The 20,752-nt window shown below is 38.1% G+C and carries 21 protein-coding genes, 3 tRNA genes and 1 pseudogene; 15 read left to right on the forward strand and 10 right to left on the reverse strand.

All coding sequences use genetic code 11. The features are described from left to right. The first annotated feature begins 28 nt into the window (after positions 1–28). Together KZC02_RS30830 and KZC02_RS32730 are read left to right on the forward strand one after the other, a co-directional pair. On the forward strand, positions 29–379 hold the full coding sequence (locus KZC02_RS30830; RefSeq protein WP_221392169.1) for a hypothetical protein: 351 nt from the start codon (positions 29–31) through the stop codon (positions 377–379). Between the two features lie 551 nt (positions 380–930). Beyond that, on the forward strand, positions 931–1,056 hold the full coding sequence (locus KZC02_RS32730; protein WP_255637134.1) for a hypothetical protein: 126 nt from the start codon (positions 931–933) through the stop codon (positions 1,054–1,056). 1,313 nt (positions 1,057–2,369) lie between these two features. Here the strand turns inward: KZC02_RS32730 and KZC02_RS30835 are convergent. After that, a tRNA-Lys gene (locus KZC02_RS30835) sits at positions 2,370–2,442 on the reverse strand. 94 nt (positions 2,443–2,536) lie between these two features. Next, positions 2,537–2,609: transfer RNA gene (locus KZC02_RS30840), tRNA-Lys, on the reverse strand. Positions 2,610–2,784: 175 nt separating this feature from the next. Here KZC02_RS30840 and KZC02_RS30845 point away from each other — a divergent pair. Together KZC02_RS30845 and KZC02_RS30850 are read left to right on the forward strand one after the other, a co-directional pair. Further along, the gene (locus KZC02_RS30845) at positions 2,785–3,519 is read left to right on the forward strand and encodes an SH3 domain-containing protein (protein ID WP_229253899.1); all 735 of its coding nucleotides are present in this window, start codon (positions 2,785–2,787) and stop codon (positions 3,517–3,519) included. Between the two features lie 84 nt (positions 3,520–3,603). Beyond that, positions 3,604–4,071 (forward strand): CHRD domain-containing protein, encoded by a 468-nt coding sequence (locus tag KZC02_RS30850; RefSeq protein ID WP_221392170.1) that lies wholly within the window; start codon positions 3,604–3,606, stop codon positions 4,069–4,071. 77 nt (positions 4,072–4,148) lie between these two features. Here KZC02_RS30850 and KZC02_RS30855 read toward each other — a convergent pair whose 3' ends face one another. From KZC02_RS30855 to KZC02_RS30870, 4 genes are all read right to left on the reverse strand, one after another. Beyond that, complete coding sequence (locus tag KZC02_RS30855; RefSeq protein ID WP_221392171.1) at positions 4,149–5,381, reverse strand: DEAD/DEAH box helicase; 1,233 nt, start codon at positions 5,379–5,381, stop codon at positions 4,149–4,151. Positions 5,382–5,584: 203 nt separating this feature from the next. Next, a complete protein-coding gene (locus KZC02_RS30860; protein WP_221392172.1) occupies positions 5,585–5,878 on the reverse strand; it encodes a chaperone modulator CbpM in 294 nt (97 codons plus the stop codon). A 12-nt stretch (positions 5,879–5,890) separates the two neighbouring features. Further along, complete coding sequence (locus KZC02_RS30865) at positions 5,891–6,772, reverse strand: DnaJ C-terminal domain-containing protein (protein WP_221392173.1); 882 nt, start codon at positions 6,770–6,772, stop codon at positions 5,891–5,893. Positions 6,773–6,837: 65 nt separating this feature from the next. Continuing rightward, complete coding sequence (locus tag KZC02_RS30870) at positions 6,838–7,059, reverse strand: VF530 family DNA-binding protein (protein ID WP_221392174.1); 222 nt, start codon at positions 7,057–7,059, stop codon at positions 6,838–6,840. A gap of 85 nt (positions 7,060–7,144) precedes the next feature. On the opposite strand from KZC02_RS30870, the pseudogene KZC02_RS30875 reads away from it, so the two are divergent. Further along, positions 7,145–8,124 (forward strand): annotated as a pseudogene (locus KZC02_RS30875) (Gfo/Idh/MocA family protein). Between the two features lie 305 nt (positions 8,125–8,429). On the opposite strand, the gene KZC02_RS30880 reads toward KZC02_RS30875, so the two are convergent. Both KZC02_RS30880 and KZC02_RS30885 read right to left on the reverse strand, forming a co-directional pair. Beyond that, a complete protein-coding gene (locus tag KZC02_RS30880) occupies positions 8,430–8,738 on the reverse strand; it encodes a hypothetical protein (protein ID WP_221392175.1) in 309 nt (102 codons plus the stop codon). 25 nt (positions 8,739–8,763) lie between these two features. Beyond that, positions 8,764–9,408, reverse strand: a complete 645-nt coding sequence (locus tag KZC02_RS30885) for a cysteine hydrolase (protein WP_221392176.1) — start codon at positions 9,406–9,408, stop codon at positions 8,764–8,766. Positions 9,409–9,573: 165 nt separating this feature from the next. On the opposite strand from KZC02_RS30885, the gene KZC02_RS30890 reads away from it, so the two are divergent. From KZC02_RS30890 to KZC02_RS30915, 6 genes are all read left to right on the forward strand, one after another. After that, complete coding sequence (locus KZC02_RS30890; protein ID WP_221392177.1) at positions 9,574–10,425, forward strand: methylated-DNA--[protein]-cysteine S-methyltransferase; 852 nt, start codon at positions 9,574–9,576, stop codon at positions 10,423–10,425. Positions 10,426–10,663: 238 nt separating this feature from the next. After that, positions 10,664–11,269 (forward strand): OmpW family outer membrane protein, encoded by a 606-nt coding sequence (locus KZC02_RS30895; protein WP_221392178.1) that lies wholly within the window; start codon positions 10,664–10,666, stop codon positions 11,267–11,269. A gap of 291 nt (positions 11,270–11,560) precedes the next feature. Next, positions 11,561–12,325, forward strand: a complete 765-nt coding sequence (locus KZC02_RS30900) for a hypothetical protein (RefSeq protein ID WP_229253900.1) — start codon at positions 11,561–11,563, stop codon at positions 12,323–12,325. Further along, on the forward strand, positions 12,322–13,257 hold the full coding sequence (gene miaA / locus KZC02_RS30905) for a tRNA (adenosine(37)-N6)-dimethylallyltransferase MiaA (RefSeq protein WP_229253901.1): 936 nt from the start codon (positions 12,322–12,324) through the stop codon (positions 13,255–13,257). The genes KZC02_RS30900 and miaA overlap by 4 nt, the downstream gene beginning before the upstream one ends. Positions 13,258–13,303: 46 nt before the next feature. Next, positions 13,304–13,756 carry a hypothetical protein gene (locus KZC02_RS30910; RefSeq protein WP_221392179.1) on the forward strand — a complete coding sequence of 151 codons (453 nt, stop codon included), beginning with the start codon at positions 13,304–13,306 and terminating at the stop codon, positions 13,754–13,756. A gap of 328 nt (positions 13,757–14,084) precedes the next feature. Then, positions 14,085–15,368 (forward strand): citrate synthase, encoded by a 1,284-nt coding sequence (locus KZC02_RS30915; RefSeq protein ID WP_221392180.1) that lies wholly within the window; start codon positions 14,085–14,087, stop codon positions 15,366–15,368. Positions 15,369–15,452: 84 nt separating this feature from the next. On the opposite strand, the gene pdxH is transcribed toward KZC02_RS30915, so the two are convergent. Beyond that, positions 15,453–16,091, reverse strand: a complete 639-nt coding sequence (gene pdxH, locus KZC02_RS30920) for a pyridoxamine 5'-phosphate oxidase (RefSeq protein ID WP_221392181.1) — start codon at positions 16,089–16,091, stop codon at positions 15,453–15,455. 106 nt (positions 16,092–16,197) lie between these two features. Here pdxH and KZC02_RS30925 point away from each other — a divergent pair, with 106 nt between their 5' ends. From KZC02_RS30925 to KZC02_RS33540, 4 genes are all read left to right on the forward strand, one after another. Further along, a complete protein-coding gene (locus KZC02_RS30925; protein WP_221392182.1) occupies positions 16,198–18,108 on the forward strand; it encodes a DUF349 domain-containing protein in 1,911 nt (636 codons plus the stop codon). Positions 18,109–18,219: 111 nt separating this feature from the next. Continuing rightward, a tRNA-Thr gene (locus KZC02_RS30930) sits at positions 18,220–18,292 on the forward strand. A 262-nt stretch (positions 18,293–18,554) separates the two neighbouring features. Further along, positions 18,555–19,046 (forward strand): serine hydrolase domain-containing protein, encoded by a 492-nt coding sequence (locus tag KZC02_RS33535; protein ID WP_221392183.1) that lies wholly within the window; start codon positions 18,555–18,557, stop codon positions 19,044–19,046. Between the two features lie 26 nt (positions 19,047–19,072). Next, entirely contained in the window at positions 19,073–20,119 is a 1,047-nt protein-coding gene (locus tag KZC02_RS33540) for a serine hydrolase (RefSeq protein ID WP_221392184.1), read from the forward strand. Positions 20,120–20,221: 102 nt separating this feature from the next. Here KZC02_RS33540 and KZC02_RS30945 read toward each other — a convergent pair whose 3' ends face one another. Further along, the gene (locus KZC02_RS30945) at positions 20,222–20,614 is read right to left on the reverse strand and encodes a hypothetical protein (RefSeq protein ID WP_221392185.1); all 393 of its coding nucleotides are present in this window, start codon (positions 20,612–20,614) and stop codon (positions 20,222–20,224) included. Positions 20,615–20,752: the final 138 nt, after the last annotated feature.

The following is a 20,752-nucleotide window of genomic DNA, read 5'->3' on the forward strand; positions in this document are numbered from 1 at the left end:
TATGTTTGAACCATTAACCAACAACAAAATGCGTTTCATAATTAAGGTCTCATTTTACTATTTTTTACTTTTCGCGTCATCATGCTCAAAGGAACGTGATGAAGACTGTGGGTGTGATGGTTCAACAAACCTAACCATTGAAAACCAACAAGCCCGATACTCAGGTAACGGTTCTTTTGTTGTTCCGGATAAAAATGTTGGTTTTATGCAAGTATCCGCCTGTGATGCAGATAGTGACTGGGAAGTAAGTAAAGATGGAAAAACCTGGAATTACACCATGTCGGGTAATGTTAAAAGGAGGTGCCCTGGGCCTAATCCTGAGTTAGAGTTACCGGCTCCGGGAGGTCCGATTGAAATTACATATATCAAAAAGTTGTAACTATCTTGAAACTTTCAAGCTTATATCGGGTTTTCATATTTTAAGGTTTTTGTGGTGATTAGTTAATTCAAGTGGATTCGGTTCGATATCGGGCTCTCTTTATTTATTCTTACTAAATTTGGATGTTTATAATTTCCCTCACCTCTATTCAAATGTTGGATTCTAACAATAATCTTGTAACCAATTCGGACAATAATGTTCAGGAACTTATTAGTATTAACAAGTTCATAATCCTATCTATTTTTACTTGTGGTCTTTATCCATTTTGGTGGACTTATAAAGCATGGCGATTTTTTAATGAAAAGGACGACTTAGATATAATTCCGGCAGCAAGGACATTATTCAGCTATATTTTTTTATCAAACCTCTTTAAAATTATTCTGGAACTTGCACGGAATGCAGGGTATTCAAAAACTTTCCATCCCGCATTGTTACATGTCATATATGTCGTTATTATTTTGTTAAGCTACCTTCCTGAACCTTACTTCCTAATTTCTTTATTGAGTTTTGTAATTTTTATCCAACCTTTTCAAGCACTTAATTTTGCTAAAATGAACATTCCTGGTATCGTAACCATTGAACGAACCTCATTCAACGCCAGGCAAATAGTGCTGATCGTAATCGGAAGTCTGTTATTATTGCTTGTACTACTGGGTATTTTGCTTGGTGATCATTGAAGACGTCGGAAGTGCAGTGCCGGCGACTAGCTGTATGATTATCAAATAATGTTATTATAATTCTCAAATTCAGTTGGTGTGGAGTGCAAAATTATAATTGCAGCAATTCTATTATATAAGACATCAGAAAAAAACAAAATCAGAGTTTTCCGTACAAAATCGTCCAGGCCCCATATATATAAAAGTGTATTGTTCTAAATCGAAATTGACCAAATCCGATTAGAAATTTGATCTTTCAGTGATGCCGCTGGGATGCGAACCGGGCGGCGTACCGTCCAGGTCCCATACATTAAAAGTGTATTGCTCTAAATCAAAAAAGACCAAATCCGATTAGGAATTTGGTCTTTCAGTGATCCCGCTGGGATTCAAACCGGGCGGCGTACCGTCCAGGCCCCATACATTAAAAAGTATATTGCTCTAAATCAAAAAAGACCAAATCCGGTTAGGAATTTGATCTTTCAGTGATCCCTCTGGGATTCGAACCGGGCGGCGTACCGTCCAGGCCCCATACATTAAAAAGCGTATTGCTGTAAATCAAAAAAGACCAAATCCGGTTAGGAATTTGATCTTTCAGTGATACCGCTGGGATTCGAACCGGGCGGCGTACCGTCCAGGCCCCATACATTAAAAAGTGTATTGCTCTAAATCAAAAAAGACCAAATCAGGTTAGGAATTTGATCTTTCAGTGGTACCGCTGGGATACGAACCGGGCGGCGTGCCGTCCAGGACCCATACATTAAAAGTGTATTGCTCTACCAGCTGAGCTACGGAATCGTTATTCGATTTTATTTTGAAACTGCTCGATTCCAGTTTTGCCCGTTATGAGCATTTAATCATGAATATGAAGATCGTTCATTTTTATGACTTGTGATCCCGCTGGGATACGAACCGGGCGGCGTACCGTCCAGGCCCCATACAGTAAAAGTGTATTGTTCTAAATCAAAAAAGACCAAATCCGGTTAGAAATTTGATCTTTCAGTGATGCCGCTGGGATACGAACCGGGCGGCGTACCGTCCAGGCCCCATACATTAAAAGCGTATTGCTCTAAATCAAAAAAGACCAAATCCGGTTAGGAATTTGGTCTTTCAGTGATCCCGCTGGGATTCGAACCGGGCGGCGTACCGTCCAGGCCCCATACATTAAAAAGTATATTGCTCTAAATCAAAAAAGACCAAATCCGATTAGGAATTTGATCTTTCAGTGATGCCGCTGGGATACGAACCGGGCGGCGTACCGTCCAGGCCCCATACATTAAAAGCGTATTGCTCTAAATCAAAAAAGACCAAATCCGGTTAGGAATTTGATCTTTCAGTGATCCCGCTGGGATTCGAACCCAGGACCCATACATTAAAAGTGTATTGCTCTACCAGCTGAGCTACGGAATCGTTATTCGATTTTATTTTGAAACTGCTCGATTCCAGTTTTGCCCGTTATGAGCATTTAATCATGAACATGAAGATCCTTCATTATTACGACTTGTGATCCCGCTGGGATTCGAACCCAGGACCCATACATTAAAAGTGTATTGCTCTACCAGCTGAGCTACGGAATCATTTATTTTATTTCAATCCAAATTTTGACTCCATACACTGAAACAATTCAACTTGCGGTAAATGCTTTCTGGTTGTATGACTCAACTAAACGAGTTAATGAATCATTTTAATTTGTTGGATTAGCCGGGGCGTTTTCCGTAATTGCGATGCAAAAGTAGAATTCTTAAAAGTAAAATGCAAGCCCTGTACAAGAAATACCTGTCATTTTTGATTTTAGCATGCACCATTTTGGGGTCAGGAACCGTAGTTTCTGCTGACCTAAAAGAGTTAAAAGCTGCTGATTCTCTGTTCGCTATGGCGAAGTATACCGAGGCGGAAACGCTGTATAAAAAAAATTATAAAGAGGACGAAAAAAATAATGAATACCTGCTTTTGAAGCTTGCTTTTCTTTCTGAGAAGACGAATAATTATACAAACTGCCTGTATTACCTGAATAAATTGGCTCTCATAAATCCTTCCAGGCGTTTATTTGAAAAAATGGATAATTTGGCAGTTGAACAAAATCTAAGTGGCTATGACTTTGACGATTATAATTATTTTATAATTTTTTACAGAAGATATGGTGAGTACATTCCAATATTGCTTCTAACTTTGGGGTCATATATCGTTTTCATCATGGTTTTGAAAACGAGGAGAAAAGAACCAATTTTACAATTTCACAAGATTTCAACGATTGTTTATCTTGTAGTCCTGCTTGGTGTTGTTAACATTCCCTCTCTTTATAAAACCGGTATTATTGTTAATGATAATACTTTTCTGAGAGAGGAGCCATCATCTGCTTCAAACGTAGTGGAAATGGTTAGAAAAGGACACAAGCTTACAATCTTTGGATCGGTGGATCATTGGGACAGGGTTATCTGGAATAACCGGATCGTTTACATTCGCAAAAATGATCTGTGGACAATCTGATAATGGTGATTCTGGTATCATTTTTGTATCGTGACAAGTTTATGTGTATATTTAAGAGTTAACTTTTTTTAAAATTAAAGATGTATGAAAAAGCCAATGAAACGTTTTTTACTATTTATGACAGGTATTGCTATGTTTGGTATGATGTCCTCTTGCAAGGAAGAAGGCCCTCATGAAGATAACATAGTTAAATTTTCAGCCACAATTAATAGTGCACCAACTGTTCCCAAATCCGTTTCTGCCGCTCAGGGATCTGGAGCTTTTGAATACAATAAGACTACCAAGGAATTAAGTTATAATATTTCCTACAAGGATATTACACCTGCTACTGTGACAATTAATTTTGCTAATCCGGGTTACGAAAGAGGAGCAATACTATTCACACTTGCTGGCCCGACCGCCACACAGGTTGTTGGGAAAGCAAATCAACCTTTAACCGCCGAACAACAGGCTTGGTTGATACAGGGATTATTTTACGTAAATATTACTACTGCGCAAAATATATATGGCGAAATTCGCGGACAAATTCTTCCGGATAAAATAAGTTACTAATTGCAGATTGAAATAAATGACAACAATAATGGCCTGTCGGAAATTAACCGGCAGGCCATTATTGTTGTCATTTACCACTATTTCTTCTTTTTCTTTTTTCCTGCTTCATAACTTTCAACTTCTTTCATCAGTGCATTAAGATCACTGGAGGTGTCACTGGTAAAGTCAAGCGTTTCGGAATAATCAGTAACACTTATTTTAACAACTTCAATTGGCTGGCCAAGGTACTCCTGAATTTCTTCCAATACCGGCTTTTCTTCAGGACTACAAAACGAAACAGCTAATCCTTTCTGTGTACCCCGACCGGTACGACCTACACGGTGTACATAATTTTCTGCTTGTTCCGGAAGATCGTAGTTAATTACATAGTCTACGTTCGCAATGTCAATGCCTCTGGCGCTCACATCCGTTGCGATCATTACTTTTACCGTCCCTTGTTTAAACTGATTCAGGGCTTCGGTGCGATCTGCCTGGTCTTTGTCACCATGGATGGTCAGACTTTTGATTTCCATGCGTTCCAGCGCGTTAAACACGCGTTCTGCACGGACTTTCGTGCGCACAAAAACAAGAATTTTACTTTCCGGGTTTTCTTTAACTATTCTTTCCAGAAAAAAACGTTTATCATCCATGCCGATATAGGCTACCGAATGCGTAATGTTTCTGGCTACTTTATCATTGGGAGAAACCTGGATTCGGATCGCATTTCTGACCAGAGAGTAGGCCAGTTTTTTGATCTTTTCATTGATCGTAGCAGAGAAAAACAGGGTTTGGCGATTTTTTGGCAGAAATTTTATTAGATCCTGAATATCCTTAATAAAACCCAGATCAAGCATATGATCGGCTTCATCCAGAATCAATACTTCTATTTTGTTTAGCTTGATATGTCCCTGGCTTACAAGATCAAACATTCGGCCAGGTGTGGAAATTAATACATCTATCCCTTTTTCCAGTTGTGCAATCTGCGGGCCTTGTTCTACTCCGCCAAATACGCTGAAAGCTTTTACTTTGGTATATTGTCCTATTTTGTCAAATACTTCTGTGATTTGTATGGCCAGTTCCCTGGTTGGCACCATTACAATACATTTAATGCCTTCCGGCCGGCTCGAAGCTTTTTGATTGTGTAACCTGTCTATAACCGGAATTGCAAATGCAGCTGTTTTTCCTGTTCCTGTTTGTGCAATGGCCAGTACGTCTTCGCCTTTCATAATTGCAGGAATCGCCTTAAACTGTATATCAGTCGGACGCTTAAATCCTGCTTTTTCTAAGCTCCTCTTTATTTCAGGAGCAATATGGTAATCCTCAAATTTCATAATAATGGATTGATCAAGCAGCCCGGGTTTCGGACTGCTTCAGGTAATATGCCACAAAGATACATTCGTTATTGCAGTTTCACTGAATTTGAAATAATTACCCGTTACCAGAATGCCTTTAGATGAATCTATTAAATAGAAAATCCTGAACCGGGTTTCATTGAAAACACGATTCAGGAGATTTTATAATAACAAAAGATTGACTAACCTTCATAAAACCGCAGCCGGTTTTTCAAAGAGTTGATCTGCTCATTCATTTGTTCCTGCCGTTCCAGCAGTAATTGTATTACTTCTATACCTTCAAGATTAATATTCAGATCGTCATACAAACGAATAATGCGTTCAATTTTTTGTAAATGTGGAATATGTATAAACTCGGTTTCCTGTATTACAATCGTGTCAATCAGCCCGATTTCCATTAGAGATTCAACAAATGAATATTCTACGTTGTAATAAGTACAAAATTTATCTGTTGGTAACAATTTATCAGTTTCCATACCTTTTACGGATTAAGATTGGGATAATTCTGTAAACAACTCTTTCTGTCTTTCAGTTAATTGAGTAGGGATTTTGACATTAAAAGTTACATAAAGGTCACCGAAGTGGCCTTCATTTTTGTATACCGGAAAACCTTTTCCTTTCAGCCTCACCACAGTACCATTTTGAGTTTCCGGTTTTACAGGCAATTTTACTTTTCCGCTTAAAGTATCAATCACCAGTTCTCCGCCAAGGACAGCAGTATACAAATCCACGTCTTCTTTAATATGAATATCATTTCCGGAACGTCGGAATTTTTCGTCATTTGTTATGGTAAAAGTGATATATAAATCCCCGTTAGGGCCACCGTTTGAACCTGGTCCGCCATGACTGGCAATTTTAATTGTCTGTCCGTTTTCAATGCCGGCAGGAATTGTGATCCGTATATTTTTCCCGTTTACGGTTAGGGTTTTCTTATTGGTTTCATAAGCTTCTCTCAGGTTCAGATTTACTTCTGCTTTATAATCCTGCCCTTTAAATTTTACCTGGCGCCCTCCGCCACCAAAACCTGAAGATGAACCGAACATAGATTCAAAAAAATCCGAAAAGCCGCCGCTATCTTCCCCGCCATATCTAGAACCTGCCTGAGATCTGGCGCGTGATTGTTGTGCTCTTTCGTATTCTTCACCATGCTGCCAGTCTTTACCATACTGGTCATATTTTTTACGTTTATCAGGATCGCTTAGTACTTCATTCGCTTCATTGAGCTGCTGAAATTTCTTTTCCGCTTCTTTATCGTTAGGATTGAGGTCCGGGTGATATTTTCTGGCGAGTTTGCGGTAAGCATTTTTGATATCTTTTTCTGAGGCTTTTTTGTCAAGTCCCAGAATTTGGTAATAATCAACGAAAGGCATAATTAACTAAAAGTTGAGTGATGAAGAATAGTTTGCATCCTGTTATTTATTCTAAAATTAGAAAACTATTTTGTTTCAATCATCCGAATGTATAGATCTTCTACCTTTTTACGTGCCCATGGTGTTTTTCTCAAAAATTTGAGGCTGGATTTAACACTGGGTTCAAACTGAAAACTATTAATGTTAACAAGCTGTCCCATTTGTTCCCAGCCATAATAATCAACCAGTTCATTAAGAATTGCTTCCAGTGTTTTTCCATGAAGCGGGTTGTTGCGTTGGCTTTCCATTCAAAAAAATTAATAAGTTAAATCAGACTGATTAGAATAAATAATAATTCTGCTTAGGTAATAGTTCAAAAATATCATAATTGTTATGGATCAGATTAACTGGGGAATTATTGGTTGTGGTAATGTAACAGAAGTAAAAAGCGGCCCTGCTTTTAATAAAGTGGCCAATTCGCACCTCATTGCAGTGATGCGACGGGATGCCGAAAAAGCAGCCGATTATGCTGAAAGGCATCATGTTCCGAAATGGTATGCTGATGTGGACGATCTGATCAATGACCCTGATATTAACGCCATATACATTGCCACACCGCCTGATGTACACGAGGAATACGCGATAAAAGCCATGCGTGCCGGAAAACCTGTGTATGTGGAAAAACCAATGGCCAGGAACGCAGCAGAATGTGAAAGGATGAATGAGGTAAGCAGGCAAACCGGTGTGCCATTATTTGTGGCTTATTACAGGCGTTCCCTACCGTATTTTCAGAAATTAAAGGAGCTTTTAGATCAGAGAGTAATTGGTGATGTACGTTTTGTCAATATCTGTTTGCAATGGCAGCCTTATGAAGAAGAGGTTGGGGATCATGCCAAACCTCGCTGGCGTGTGGATCCGGAGATTTCAGGCGGCGGACATTTTCATGATCTGGCCTCTCACCAGTTTGATTTTCTTGAATATGTATTTGGTCCGATAAAAACCGCAACGGGCATTTCCAAAAATCAGGCGGGATTATATACAGCTGATGACATAACTGTTGCTAATTTCGAATTTGAATCCGGTATCCTGGGTAATGGCAGCTGGTGTTATACAGTCAATAAAGAACAACGGGAAGACAAGGCCCAGATTGTAGGTTCTAAAGGAAGAATTAATTTCTCATTTTTTGAGAAGTTTGATATTATAGTAGAAACAGAAAAAGGTACCGAAGTTTTCAATATCCCTTATCCGCCACACGTTCAGCAGCCACTCATTGAGCAGATTGTGAAGGATTTAAGAGGGGAGGAAAAAGCCCTAGTACGGGTGAAACCGGTGCAAAAGCCAATAAGATTCTCGATTGGATCACACAGAAATAATCAAAAGATGTTTTTTACCTGAAAATTAAGACATTTGCCAAAGTGAAAATTTGAAATGCAGCAGGAAAAATATAGTTCCTTAGATACCAAATTTGAAACTAATTCAGTTATTTTACCAACTTATAACACTTAAAATTTTAATAGTCATGGCAAAAGGTAAAAATCTGGACAAGGGAAGTGCCAAAAAAGAGCCAGAGAAAAATCTGAAAGAAAAACGTGCGGAGAAAAAATCCAAAAAGGATAGTAAGAAAGAATACTAACCATTATTTAACGAGCTCTTCCAATACCGGAAGAGCTCGTTACTTTTATTTGGCTTCGCTTTGGTTCTTATATTTTACAAGCCTTTTCCTTGAACGGATAATTTTGGAATATATCTTATTCTTTTCGTCCTGAGTCAATACTTTATCCGTGCCGGCTTTTTCAATTGCCGACTGAATTATATCCTGCTCTTTTTTTAAGTTTTGATATTCGGGTTCAGTAATTTTCTGAGACTTGTAAGCAACTTCAATTTCTGTATTAAGCTTTTTCAGATCTGATTTGAAATCCTGTGCAAAAGCGGTATTCATACCAAGCATCAAAATCAAAGCAGACACATAACGTTTTAATAAATTCATTTACAATTGGTTGAGTGAAAAATATTTATTCGTAACCTTTTCCTTTTAATTCAAGAGTTGCTTCACTTGTCAGAACTTCAATAAACGCAGTGTGTGACATTGGCTGGCTGAACATTGGAAAATCATTTTTTAAAGCATTGTCATGCTCTTCCTGACTTAATGTGGCGCAGCAATCCGTCAGGGTGATCACATTATAGCCTTTATCATAAGCTGTGCGCATTGTAGATTCAACACAGCAATTGGTAAGGTATCCGGCTAAAACTACATTTTTAATGCCCGTACTACGTAAAATAAAATCAAGATTGGTACTTGCAAATCCGCAAAAACTGCGTTTTCCTTCAATGATGATATCATCTTTTTCAGGTGTCAGAACTTCTGCAATTTCAGTACCCCAGGTATTTTTCTTAAAAGCACCATTGTCAACTACGCCTTTCATTATCCCATAAGGCGTGCTGGTAACCTCATGATAATCAGGTGTAAATGCTATTGGAATATACATTACATGAATTCCGGCTTCACGGGCTGCCTTCACTGTATCTACCGTATTCTGAAGCATATTACTGGAATCCATCACACCTTTTACGGCTCCGTGAAATATGCCTCCTTCGGTGGTAAAATCGTTCTGAAACTCTATCAGAACAAGGGCAGTTTCTTTTGGGTTAAGCTCCATAGTAAGGTTTTGATTTAATTGGTAATTATAAAAACAACATGAATATAACTTACGTACCTTGAAATTCGTATCATTGCCAAAGCTATTTTTTACTATTACTAAGCAAGTTTCAGGTTGGGTAGTATGAAGGTTTGAAAGATATTTGCTTAACAAATAAATACTGTCATGAACCAGGAAACTTATAATTACGACAAAATTGCAAAGGCAATTGAGTTTATTACGACAAATGCAAAACAGCAGCCATCTCTCTTTGAAGTTGCCGAAGAAGTGAGTATCAGCCAGTTTCATTTTCAGCGTCTTTTTTCGGAATGGGCTGGTGTAAGCCCAAAGAAATTTTTGCAGTATATTACAGCGGATTATCTTAAACAGAAAATTAAGGATTCAACCAACTTGGCGGAACTTGCAGAATCTGCCGGGCTTTCCAGCCAAAGCCGTGTATACGATTTGTTTACAGGTATTGAAGCCGTCACACCACATGAATTTAAAAGTGATGGAAAAGGGTTGAAAATTAATTACGGTTTTCATCAGTCGCCGTTTGGGGAGTGCTTTATTGCAGTTACTGAACGGGGCATTTGTGCAATGGCTTTTGTTGATGAGGAATCGCGGGATGACCAACTTATCAAACTTGCTAAAAAATGGCATTTTGCCTCTATAAAACAGAATCAGCAGATAACTGAAAATTTTATAAATAGGATTTTTCAACCTCATTTGAGTACATTGGGTAAACTTCCGCTTTTGGTACAGGGAACCAACTTTCAGTTAAAGGTTTGGGAAGCATTATTGTCAATTCCGCAAGGTTCTGTTACTACTTATCAGCAAATCGCAGAAAGTATCGGTAACCCCAAAGCAGTGAGGGCAGTAGGTACAGCAGTAGGTGATAATCCGATCGCATACCTTATTCCCTGCCATCGTGTTATCAGAAAAGAAGGAATATTGGGTGAATATCATTGGGGAAGAACGCGTAAAAAGGCTTTGGTTGGATGGGAAGCAGCAAATCTGGATCGGGTTAGTTTATAATGTTACAATTCTATTAATTCTAGTAAATAGAATTGGCATTGAAAGTTACCTGGAAGTTAGCGGAATGTGGAATTATTTGCACAGATATACAATTTCAAGAACTGAATATAAGCGTGTATTAATTCATCAATATTCTGATTTATAATAACTTATATTAATATTAGGTTTGTTGTTTTAGTCATGGTTTGATATTGTAAACTTATTAATCTTCAATCATTTAAATAACCGATATCAGACTATGAAAAAGTATTTAAGTCGCGCAATTGGTGTTGCTGCTTTTGTTTTTTTATTCAATTCGACAGGTTTCGCTCAGTTTTCATTGGGCTTGCAGGGAGGATTGGCGAAGTCAAATATTGAAGATTCCAAGACCATAGCCGGAGGCGGCATTAATCTTAGGGTGTTTACATCTCCCCAGTTTGCGTTTGGTATTGCCGGCAAAATTTATGCGGATGGAAGTGATTATAATTTTGCTGGCCAAAAACTAACGACGACAGGAACGCTGACGCCATTGACGGTTACTGGTGATTATTATTTATTACAAGGTTTAATCCGCCCATATATTGGAGGAGATGCAGGGATGTATTTTTCTAAATACGATGCAAAGTTTAACGGTAACACCATTATAGAATCTTCGAAACACAGTAATTTCGGAGCGGCACCCAGGGCAGGTATAGTTTTCGTTTTTGGCAATTTAGGGGTTCAGGTTGAGGGGATTTATCATTTTGTTTTTGGTAATGCGGATCATAGTGCCACTACGGATTCTGCCGGCAATATTGATTTTAGTTCAACTTCTAATTTTGGCGGTGTGAATGTTGGTGTTATTTTTGGACTAGGAGGAAAATGAAAATTCAAGACTTATAGTTATTTAAAAAGAGGATATCAGAAATGGTATCCTCTTTTGTTAGGTAGAAAATTTTCATCAATAAACTTGCTTCTTCCAAGATGAAATGATTAGAATTGTAAGCTGATTATCATCTTTATCCAAGTTAAACCAATCATATTGTTAAGTAATAAAACTTCTTTTGAAGAACAAATCTCCGATTGGTTAAAACTGATTGGCTTTACATGTAAAATTTGTAAAAAGGAAGAAGAAATTTTTACAACGTTAGAAATACAAAAAACTGGTAACGCTTATTTGCATCTAAAATTAATTGAACTTCAATTGTGGGGTTCAGAAAAGTCTATTGAAGAATTGAAATTGTTTGCAGCTGCCCAGGACAAGCTACGTTTATGCGGAATTAACAGCATTATATTGTGGGAAGATCAGTGGAAAGGTAAAAGTGATATAGTCAAATCGAGATTAATGGCTTTGCTGGGAATTTCCATTCGCATACCCGCCAGGCTTACTTATTCCGTTCGTATCAATAAAGAAATAGCCGGACAGTTTCTTGGAAAGAATCATTTGCAGGGTACGGTACAGTCAAAATACCAGTTTGGACTCTATCTTCCCGTAAAATATTTCAGAATATTACCAACTGGTTTTCAGGTTACTAATGTAAATGAAGATTTGCTCGTTGCGGTCGCTACGTTTAGTCACGTTCGTATATTCATTAAACAAGAAAAACCATTTCGTTCATTCGAGTTAATCAGGTTTTCCAATCTGATCAACACCACGGTAGTTGGCGGAATGGACAAATTACTAAGCGCATTTACTAAAGAAATCCACCCGGATGATATTATGACCTACATCGACAAGGAATGGTCTGACGGAATTTCATATGCTAAACTTGGATTTGAAAGGATATCCGAAAAACCTCCGATAACCTTTTGGCTGGATACTGAAAAATATGTGAGGTTTTCAGATAGAAAACATACAACAGGAAAAAACACGATACAAATATGTAATGTGGGAAGTCTCAAATTCGTTAAAACAATTATAAAGAAACCATCAGGATTTTGAAACCCCTTCTTATTATACTTGGCCCGACAGCATCCGGAAAAACCCATTTGGCTACACAAATTGCACATCAGATGGGTGGGGAAATAATCAGTGTAGATTCGAGGCAGGTTTACAGGAATATGAATATTGGTACAGGAAAAGATCTGGATGAGTACAGGGTGAATGGAAATAATATTCCATACCATTTGATAGACATCAAGGAAGCTGGCGAACAATACAACGTAAACGAATTTCAAAAGGATTTTAAAAGGACATACGATGATTTGGCAGAAGGCAATAGCGTTCCAATACTATGTGGCGGGACAGGGTTTTATATATATGCACTTTTAAAGGGCCATGCATTTTCGTCGATACCAGTAGATAACGATCTAAGGATAAAATTGGAAATCCATACCACAGAAGAACTGAATCATATTTTTCAAAATCTAAATTCGGCCTATTCCGGCCTCGCTGACACTTCTACCAGAAAAAGATTGATCAGGGCAATTGAAATTTCTCAGTACCTTATTCAAAACCCAAGTTCAGGGTCAAAGCTTGTTACAACGTCAGTAAAATACCAATCGGTAATTTTTGGCTTAAATCCACCGGTTGATGTCCGGCGGGAGCGTATAAGCTCAAGATTGAAATATAGATTGGAAAACGGATTGATTGATGAAGTGGAAGCTTTAATGAAAAGTGGTATTTCGGCGGAACAGCTTATTTATTATGGCCTTGAATATAAATTTGTGACGCAATTTTTACTTGGAGAATTGATTTATAAAGACATGGCCAGGTCACTGGAATCCGAAATCCACAGATTTGCAAAACGTCAAATGACTTTTTTTAGAAAAATGGAAAAGGATGGAATTACAATCAATTGGATTAACCATGATTTGCCATTAACCGAACAAATTGAAATGATTACAGGGAAATACAACAAAATATTGGTGTAAAAATGGATATTATTCCAATTACTTTAACATTGTAAAATTCTTTGACATGAATAAGAAAATGAGCAGTTTACTTCTTCTATTGGTGTTAAGCATTACTGATGCGTATCTTCTGGCTCATCCTAATCTTATCGGGCGGCTTGGAGTTTTGCTTTATAAACATTCCTATATCAGTAATTTTCCGAGAGCTTTATTAACAGTTTTATTGGTTGTCGTTATATCATTAATTACTTGTGAACTAACTTTCAAATATTTTAACAGACAGAAAATGTCTGTTCTGTATCTTGTTTTGTTGTTCATTTCATTGGCTTGGTTTGGATATGTTTACATTACATTTTCATCATTTTCTTATCGAATTACAGGCAAAGCATTTATCTATGGGGCTCATTTGCTGCCAATTATAATGACGGGGCTGTTTGGAAGGTACTTTATTAAAGCGAAATTTGGACTTATTAACGAAGTAAAAGTGCCTTCTGAGACTCAAACCGGACAAAATGTATGAATTGTAAAGCTTTGTTCGTATGATAATTTTGGTCAAAATAATGATCGAATGCTAAGTGGCACAGGAATAGTGTTATAATTACTTCAAATTATCAATGATTGGCATTTTAATCTTGAATTTTTACAAATAAAACGAGGATAATAATAGAAAGTACACAGTTTTTTAAGATATTGCGACTCGTGTTTAACTGGAAAATGCTGTCAGGCTGATGGATTTAACACAAAATTAATAATTGAAGCAAGTAATTTGAAGCCAATGATTTCTTTGATCTTTCATGCCATCATCAGCATATAGTTTATATACCAACCTTTAATTTTATTTTATTAATATGTCCCAAATAGCTGAATTAACCCTTGATGGTAAAAATTACCAGTTCCCAGTAATAGAAGGTAGTGAAAAGGAAAAAGCGATAGATATTGCCAAATTACGTGACCAGACAGGGTTTATAACAATTGATGCCGGATACAAAAACACTGGTGCTACTAAAAGTGCTATTACGTTTTTGGATGGAGAAGAAGGGATTTTGAATTATCGTGGTTATTCGATTGAAGATTTAGCGGAAAAAGCTTCTTTTTTAGAAGTCTCTTATCTGCTTATATATGGTGAGCTTCCAACTGAACAGCAGTTTTCTGATTTTGAACATGAGATAACTACGCATACGCTTGTAAATGAGGATATGCGGAAAATTTTTGAAGGTTTTCCTGTCAATGCGCATCCAATGGGTGTTCTTTCGTCATTAGTAAGTGCAATGAGTGCATTTTATCCTGAAACCTTTGATCTTGATACACCGGAAATCACCGAACTGCATATTATTCGTTTGCTTTCCAAAATGCCGACAATAGCAACCTGGTCATATAAAAAATCCCAGGGACATCCGGTTAATTACCCAAAAAATGACCTGGATTATTGTTCTAATTTCCTGAATATGATGTTTTCTCTGCCAGTAGCCAATTACGAGGTAGATCCGGTTGTTTCAGCTGCGTTAAATAAACTTTTGATCCTGCACGCAGATCACGAACAAAATTGCTCAACATCCACAGTAAGGCTGGTTGGTTCGTCGCATGCCAATATTTATTCTTCTATTTCAGCCGGGATCAGCGCATTGTGGGGCCCGCTTCATGGTGGTGCAAATCAGGAAGTTATTGAGATGCTTGAAGCGATCCGTCAGGATGGTGGTGATACCCAGAAATACATTGATATGGCAAAAGATAAAAGCAGCGGTTTTCGCTTGTTCGGTTTTGGTCATAGAGTCTATAAAAACTTTGATCCGCGTGCAAGGATTATTAAAAAAGCAGCGGATGACGTACTGAGCAAATTAGGTATTAACGATCCGATCCTTGAAATAGCTCAGAAGCTTGAAAAAGCGGCTTTGGAAGATGAATACTTTGTATCACGTAAATTATATCCGAACGTAGATTTTTACTCAGGTATCATTTACCGTGCATTGGGAATTCCAACAAATATGTTTACGGTAATGTTTGCAATTGGCCGTCTGCCAGGCTGGATTGCTCAATGGAAAGAAATGCGTGAAAATAAAGAGCCAATCGGCCGTCCGCGCCAGGTTTACGTGGGTGCTCCTAAACGTGATTTTGTTCCTATGAGCGAGAGGTAATATATTAGAAAGACAAAAATAAAAGAGGATCGTGCTGAAATTTTCAGAACGATCCTCTTTTATTGTAGCGCTACTGAAATTATTTTACGGTGCGAGCCGCTCAATACTCCATATCCCTTCCGGGTTTTTTTGATAAACAAGTCTGTCGTGCAATCTGCTGGGGCGACCCTGCCAGAATTCCAGATAATCCGGAATCACTCGGTAGCCGCCCCAATGTGGCGGACGTGAAATAGAATTTCCTTCAAATTTTGCCTCGAATATTTTCGTTTTTTGTTCAATGGTTTCCCTGCCTTCAATCACTTCACTCTGATCAGACACCCAGGCGCCAATCTGGCTTCCTCGTGGCCGGGTCGCAAAATACTCATCTGATTCGTTTTCTGACGTTTTTGAAACAGTCCCTTCTATACGAACCTGTCTTTCAAGCTCTTTCCAGAAAAAAGTCAGCGCAACATGAGGATTCGCTGCAACATCTTTTCCCTTTTTACTGTTGTAATTTGTGAAGAATAATAATCCGTGATCAAGGTCTTTTAACAGTACAATTCTTGCCGATGGCCTGGCATGGTGGATGGTACTGAGTAACATTGCATTGGGTTCATCAAGCCCTGAACCAATAGCTTCATCGAACCATTTTCTAAATTGTTTGAGGGGATCAGATAGCAGATCATCCTCATGAAGACCTTTTAAACTATATTCATTACGAATATTTGCAATATTATGATTCATTTCTTAGGAATATGTTCAATGTTACGAAGTCAAAATTAGCCAATTCATAGGAAAGATTGTTAGATTTGTATTCAATTTGAGACGTACGTACGAAACACTAACCACGATGGCACAAGAACAAAACGAAGGGGTCGAAAGCAACGAGCAGGAAGACCTGACACAAAAAACGATCGATACCCTCGAAATTGATCTTAACAATGATTTGGCAGAGGAACATGAAGAGGAGCACACGCCGGATGTGGATTATGCCCAACTGTCTAAGGAGCAACTGGTAAAGCTATTGGAAAACGAACTTGCTGCGGTACAGGGAACAGGTTCCAAGCCTGCGCTTTTGAAAAAAGCAGAGGCAGTGGTTCGTGATATTCGCCCCGTTCTGGATCAGATAAAACTAAATGACAGGGAAAATGCCCTGAAAGCATTTACTGCAGATAATAATGGAGAAGCTGACGGATTTGAATTTAAATACGATGCTGATACGCAAAGGATTGATGCATTATCCCGCGAAATAAGAGGGTTGAAAAATTCATATTACCAAAGCCAGGAAAAAGAAAAAGAAAAGAATTTTACTGTTAAGACTTCTTTGCTCCAGCGGTTAAGAACTCTGCTCGAAGAAGAAGGTATCAGAGAAACTGATGCTACCGGATTAAAATCCAGCTGGGAGGAATTTAAAAAGATCCAGGAAGAGTGGAAATCGGCAGGCAACATTGCATCTCCTCACAACGGTACGCTTTGGGCTACTTATAATGCATTGATCGACCGCTATTTTAGCAACAGGAATATTTATTTTGAATTAAAGGAGCTGGATCGCCGCAGAAATGCAGAGTTGAAAGCTGAATTGTGTGAAAAAGTAGAAGAGCTTGGAAAATCATTGGAAAACCGTCCGATGAGCCGGGAAATCCTGAATGAAGCCAATCATATTTTTGAAGAATACAAACATCTTGGGCCTGCGCCTAAGGAAGATCAGGAAAAGTTATGGCAGAGATTTAAACTTGCACTGGATGTATTGTATGATGCGCAGCGCGGACAATTTGCTGAGCAAAAGAAATCGATGCAGGAAAACTACGAGCAAAAGTCCAAGATCTATGAATCAATAGTTCCTTTCACAGCTTACAGTTCAGGAAGTATAAAAGAATGGAATGCCAAGACCAAAGAAATCATGGCTTTTCAGGATCAGTGGGTTTCTTTGAAAGGGATCATGCCAAGGGAAGAGGGAAAAGAACTGAGTAAAAAGTTCTGGGCAAGCCTGAAAACATTCTTCAACAATAAAGGTGAATTTTTCCGCCAGCTCGAAAGTAAAAGAGAGCAGAACCTGGAATTGAAAAATCAATTGTGCGCTGAAGCAGAAGCGATTCTTGCAACGGGTGAAGACAATGCTTCTAATACGCAAAAGATTATTGAATTACAGAAAAAATGGAAAGGTATTGGCCAGGTGCCGGAGAAATATAAAGATACCATTTATGACCGTTTCAAAAAGGCCTGTGATGCTTACTTCAATCAGAAACGTGCCAAGAACAAGGAAGTTGAGGAGGAATTTGAAGAGAACCTGAAACGGAAAACAGATTTGATCGAAAGGATTGAACAGGCAGCAAGCGGCAAGGATGAATCATCTTTGAATCTTTTAACTGCATTTAAGAGCGAATGGTCATCCATTGGATTTGTTCCCAAGAAAGATATGCAGGCTATTCAGAAGCGCTATATTGCGGCTATAAACACGTATGTAAGTGCAATTGGCCAATTGTCAACAAGAGAAAAGGAGCAGGCTGTACTCGAAAGCGAAGTGGAATTGGTGCGGGATGGAGAAAGCAATCGTAATCTTTTCAGAAAAGAAAGTGATATCCGTCGTAAGGTGACACAGCTTGAAAATGACATTGCTTTGTGGCAGAATAATATTGAGTTCTTTGCGAAATCAAAAACTTCGGATCGTTTGAAAGCGGAATTTGAGAGAAAGATAAATAGTGCTTTAACTCAGTTAGAAGAATTGAAACATCAACTGTCTATAATTCAGGAGGCTATATAAAAGCTGAAAAAAACTTTTAAAAAAGTTTGCAAAGAGTTGCGCTGAATAGTCTTTTCTACTACTTTTGCACCATGATAACGGAATAACAAACGGTATCGGCCAGTAAAAAAGGCCTCCTTAGCTCAGCTGGTAGAGCAACTGACTTGTAATCAGTAGGTCGTTGGTTCGATCCCGACAGGAGGCTCTTGAAAATCAAGCACTTAGCGAATTTCGTTAAGTGCTTTTTTGTTGTATTTGGTTTAGATATTTTCATGGTGCCATAACCCATTCCTAATTTTGAATTAAATATTTGTGATGGTACATCTATTTAAATATTTTACTTTGTGAACAACACATAAAACTGACTTAATAAAATTGCTATAAAAGTAAATGTATCAGCGCAATGAATTCATTTGTTAGGTTAAACACTGCGCTTTCGGTCATACATTTTTTAGCATCAAGAACAAATGCTGACCTTTGTTCCCCAATTTTACTTTTATACCTTTATTGAACAACAATTTCTGCCTGACGAACTAGGACGCCTTCCTCAAAAAGCTTCAACTTCTGTAACTGGTTTAACCTGCACAAAAGGCTATGTCTATAAAGCAACTCCCGATATTCCTTTTTTTATGTTCTGTGGTTTTACCTTGTATGCCCAAAACAAAAAGGCAAAACTGTCAGAAATTATGCAGACATACCATAATTACAATATGTTTGACGGTGCGGTGTTAGTTGCTGAAAATGGTAAAATAATTTACAAAGGGGCATTTGGGTTGGCAAACAGGGAATGGAATATTCCCAACGCAACCGACACAAAGTTTATGATCGGCTCGGTTTCCAAGTCATTAACTGCTACGCTGATGCTAATTCAGGTTCAGAAAGGTTTGGTGGATTTGAATAAAACCGTTTCAGACTACTTACCTGATTTAAAACCAAACCTGCGGCCAATGTCACGGTAAAACAGTTACTTAGCCATACATCCGGAATGCCGAACTATGATATTATTAAAGATTTTTTTCTAAGGTTCAGCCGGCAGAGTTTTACGAGAGAAGATTATGTAAAGGTATATGCAGACTCTGCGCTTGCGTTTGAGCCTGGTTCCAGGTATGCGTACAGCAGCTGGGGATACTTTACTTTGGGTTGCATCATGGAAAAGGTTACGGGGAAATCCTATTCACAATTGATGAAGGAAGATATTTTCGATAAAGTGCAGATGAAAAATTCCGGCTCCTACCACCATTTGCAGGTTGTGCCCAAACGAGCAACGGGATATGATTACAGTTTTGGTGGTTTTACGAGCGCAGATTTTCGCGATCAGTCAAATACAATGGCGACTGGTGATCTTTATTCTACGGTGGACGATCTTTTTAAATTTCATCTGGCCCTACAGGATCATACATTATTGACCAAATCTTTGACGGATGAAATGCTAACACCCGGAAAGAGGCCGGCCAGATATGGATATGGCTGGTTCAATCAAAACTTTAAATATACAGATGTCGACAGTGTCGGTGCAAACTTCCATTTGGGAATGACCGACGGCTTTATTTCCTTCATGCTCCGCATACCTTCCACCAATAGCTTTGCTGTTATTCTGTGTAACAGTTCCCCAACTGATTTTTTTGGAATAACAAAGAATCTGGTTAAAATTCTATATGACAAACCTGTTAGTGTAAAACAGCCGGTACACAAAAAGATAGAAACTTACATATCCCAGATAGGTACAGAAAAAGCTGTTGCAGAATATAAAAAAATGAAAGCCGATACAGTTAATAATTATGTCGACTGGATTTCAATGAATTTTATTGCCGAACAGTTACTGAACTTAAAACGGTATAACGACGCCAGGTTAATAGCAGAAAATAATGCAACGGAGTTTCCGGACAAAGACCTGGTCATGCTTACATTGGGAAATGTTTACCTGGCATTAAACAGAAAAGAGGATGCGATCAGGTTTTATAAGAAAGCGCTGCAAATATATCCGGGATATCAGGAAGCAAAAAATAGGTTGAAAGAGCTTGAGACCAGGTAAGTGTCTTTTTCCTTAATCTGAATGATGGAATTTAACCGGTTTTGAATCTCAAATATATTTTATAGTGTTAAACCTGTTTGTCGCAGATTTAACTATCCTCACTCACAAATTCAACTTTCCATAGCTGTTATTGTACACTTTTCCTTCTTTTGGATGCGTAAATTTCAGTGCAGACCAGATTCGATTAATGCTCAGGCAAGTACTTTCAACAAGGCCAAATTCGTAACCCATTTCAATGACCTTTTTTATTGACAGGTCAGTGTCCAATTGTTTATTTTTCGGCCAGGAAACCCATAACATTCCTTGTAGGCCGAGATGGGCTTTTAGCTTTGGGAAATGCTCCTTAAACTCAGTCTGTTTGGTTACAAACAAATGTATGTAATCAAAACTTCCTTTAAGTTCATCAGAATAATTAATATCAGGCAGTTCAATCGCCGCAACTGCTTCGTCCGGCGCTTTTATCATTATGGCTCGGGTGCCAGACTGAATACCCATTTTTTTGAAACAGATTTCACCATTGATCTATTTTATGTTTTAATTGTTCCGTTCATTTATTTGTTAAAAGATCAGTGTAATTTCTGACAGCATTTTGCAGCAGTTGGACTGATTATTTCAGTAGTATAACAAACAGAT

It is taken from the genome of Dyadobacter sp. NIV53 (assembly GCF_019711195.1).
Taxonomy (GTDB): domain Bacteria; phylum Bacteroidota; class Bacteroidia; order Cytophagales; family Spirosomataceae; genus Dyadobacter.

Coding starts and splice junctions, on each gene's coding strand:
- KZC02_RS30830 (WP_221392169.1), top strand. CDS start 29: ATGCGTTTCATAATTAAGGTCTCATTTTACTATTTTTTACTTTTCGCG.
- KZC02_RS32730 (WP_255637134.1), top strand. CDS start 931: ATGAACATTCCTGGTATCGTAACCATTGAACGAACCTCATTCAACGCC.
- KZC02_RS30845 (WP_229253899.1), top strand. CDS start 2,785: ATGCAAGCCCTGTACAAGAAATACCTGTCATTTTTGATTTTAGCATGC.
- KZC02_RS30850 (WP_221392170.1), top strand. CDS start 3,604: ATGAAAAAGCCAATGAAACGTTTTTTACTATTTATGACAGGTATTGCT.
- KZC02_RS30855 (WP_221392171.1), bottom strand. CDS start 5,381: ATGAAATTTGAGGATTACCATATTGCTCCTGAAATAAAGAGGAGCTTA.
- KZC02_RS30860 (WP_221392172.1), bottom strand. CDS start 5,878: ATGGAAACTGATAAATTGTTACCAACAGATAAATTTTGTACTTATTAC.
- KZC02_RS30865 (WP_221392173.1), bottom strand. CDS start 6,772: ATGCCTTTCGTTGATTATTACCAAATTCTGGGACTTGACAAAAAAGCC.
- KZC02_RS30870 (WP_221392174.1), bottom strand. CDS start 7,059: ATGGAAAGCCAACGCAACAACCCGCTTCATGGAAAAACACTGGAAGCA.
- KZC02_RS30880 (WP_221392175.1), bottom strand. CDS start 8,738: ATGAATTTATTAAAACGTTATGTGTCTGCTTTGATTTTGATGCTTGGT.
- KZC02_RS30885 (WP_221392176.1), bottom strand. CDS start 9,408: ATGGAGCTTAACCCAAAAGAAACTGCCCTTGTTCTGATAGAGTTTCAG.
- KZC02_RS30890 (WP_221392177.1), top strand. CDS start 9,574: ATGAACCAGGAAACTTATAATTACGACAAAATTGCAAAGGCAATTGAG.
- KZC02_RS30895 (WP_221392178.1), top strand. CDS start 10,664: ATGAAAAAGTATTTAAGTCGCGCAATTGGTGTTGCTGCTTTTGTTTTT.
- KZC02_RS30910 (WP_221392179.1), top strand. CDS start 13,304: ATGAATAAGAAAATGAGCAGTTTACTTCTTCTATTGGTGTTAAGCATT.
- KZC02_RS30915 (WP_221392180.1), top strand. CDS start 14,085: ATGTCCCAAATAGCTGAATTAACCCTTGATGGTAAAAATTACCAGTTC.
- pdxH (WP_221392181.1), bottom strand. CDS start 16,091: ATGAATCATAATATTGCAAATATTCGTAATGAATATAGTTTAAAAGGT.
- KZC02_RS30925 (WP_221392182.1), top strand. CDS start 16,198: ATGGCACAAGAACAAAACGAAGGGGTCGAAAGCAACGAGCAGGAAGAC.
- KZC02_RS33535 (WP_221392183.1), top strand. CDS start 18,555: ATGCTGACCTTTGTTCCCCAATTTTACTTTTATACCTTTATTGAACAA.
- KZC02_RS33540 (WP_221392184.1), top strand. CDS start 19,073: ATGCCGAACTATGATATTATTAAAGATTTTTTTCTAAGGTTCAGCCGG.
- KZC02_RS30945 (WP_221392185.1), bottom strand. CDS start 20,614: ATGGGTATTCAGTCTGGCACCCGAGCCATAATGATAAAAGCGCCGGAC.